This is a genomic window from Colwellia sp. Bg11-12 (assembly GCF_014076955.1).
GTDB lineage: Bacteria > Pseudomonadota > Gammaproteobacteria > Enterobacterales > Alteromonadaceae > Colwellia_A.
Genome location: NZ_JACGUZ010000023.1, coordinates 1 through 1,654, shown reverse-complemented (window position 1 = coordinate 1,654; position 1,654 = coordinate 1). Strand labels below are relative to the sequence as shown.

The 1,654-nt window shown below is 35.4% G+C and carries 1 protein-coding gene; it reads right to left on the bottom strand.

Going from position 1 to position 1,654, the window contains the following annotated elements; all coding sequences use genetic code 11:
• Nucleotides 1–553: 553 nt before the first annotated feature.
• Nucleotides 554–937 carry a hypothetical protein gene (locus H4J39_RS00330; protein ID WP_182225473.1) on the bottom strand — a complete coding sequence of 128 codons (384 nt, stop codon included), beginning with the start codon at nt 935–937 and terminating at the stop codon, nt 554–556.
• Nucleotides 938–1,654 lie beyond the last annotated feature (717 nt).

The window sequence follows — 1,654 nt, the reverse complement described above, 5'->3', positions numbered from 1 at the left end:
ATTGGCGTAAATGACGTAGAGCTTGGCGAAACACTCCAAAACCATATTTAGAAAACACAAACGCTAGATTAAATTGGCAAATGCTTTAAACAATTAAAACGAAGTGGCGATTACACCTAACGCCCTGTTAAGGGGCAAAATTTAGTTGGCTAAAATGTTGAGGAACGAAAACAGCCAACTGTATTTTGTCCCTCTTGAACAGCTTGTTATATGCAACATAGGTTAAACCAAATATTGCACGAACTTAAACCACCCGTTATAAAAATACCTACTATGAATTTTTGAGCTACTCACTACAGGTACAACTGAATTAATAGTTTTGCCACCTTTGAAAAAGGTATAAAAGGCAAAGCTTATTAGTGCTAACACCGAACCAATTCTAGCGAAAAACACTGAGTTAATTAAACGAAAAACGATTAACTAAAACACAAAAATATACCTTACAAAAGAATACTATTTCTTAAAGCATATAACGCCTTGCTAAGCGGAAAATAATGGTTGGCTATAATCGCGAAGCGATGGCCAACTGTTATTTTTCCGTTTAAGCAACTTGTTATATTTTGTTTGATATAAACTCAATTGATAAATCTAGCTCTTCATGTAAACGAGCTCTAGAAATTTTCTCTTCAGGTTTGTAATTTTCCCAACTTTTCTTAAGCCCCGTTAGAATCCGAAGTGTTACTGGATAATAATCTTTGAAATTCCGAAGTTCAAAGATTATAGCTATTTGCCTATCCATCATAATTGGTTGTTTAGGGTCTTCTCGTTGTACAAGTAGCTTGATTAAATCGTGATATATAACAAACCGTTGTTGTTTCAACTCTAACCTTTTACCAAATAAATATTGAATAATCCCCCATGTTATAGGGATTAATGCAATTATTATTGCAATTTGGTTACTGTGCTTTCCTAATAAATTCCAGAATATTTCAACCATACGATCAGATTACCTAAAAAATATAACGCCCTATTAAGCGGCGAAAAATTGTTGGCTAAAATTGCGAGGAACGAAGCTAGCCAACTGTTTAGCGTCCGTTTGAATAGCTTGTTATGCGCTGGTTGTGATTACCACAAGCATCACCATTTATATAAAATTCTGTGGCAGCCCGACTGTAGGATTAAAAAACTCCCACTCAGTGCGACACACCAAACAATGAATTTTGAGCCACATAAATAATCTAACGTTTAGCACCAAATATAAACTGGCGAAAAACACTTTGGCCAAAAGCTAAAAAAGTATAATTGCCACGTAAGTTACCAAAACAAAGAACAGGCAACAAGCAACAAGCAACAAGCAACAAGCACAACGATTTTTTATAAAGCGCCAAACGCAAAAAACAATTTAAACAGAATTCGTGTCTGACGCATAACGCCCATATTAAGCGGCAAATAATAGTTGGCTAAAATAGTGAGGAACGAACGACAGCCAACTGTTATTTGTCCGTTTGAATTGCTTGTTAGGTGAAGTATTTCAGTAAATACAAAACCTTAAAGCAAACACTAAAAGTTAATATTACATTCGCCACTTTATAAACACAACTGCTAGATTTTGAGCCACAACACCAAACAGTGAAAAGCCAATTCGCAAGGACATTTTGTTTTTAGGTAATGCCCGAAGACTATATTGGCGTAAATGACGTAGGGCTTGGCGAAA

Coding starts and splice junctions, on each gene's coding strand:
- H4J39_RS00330 (WP_182225473.1), bottom strand. CDS start 937: ATGGTTGAAATATTCTGGAATTTATTAGGAAAGCACAGTAACCAAATT.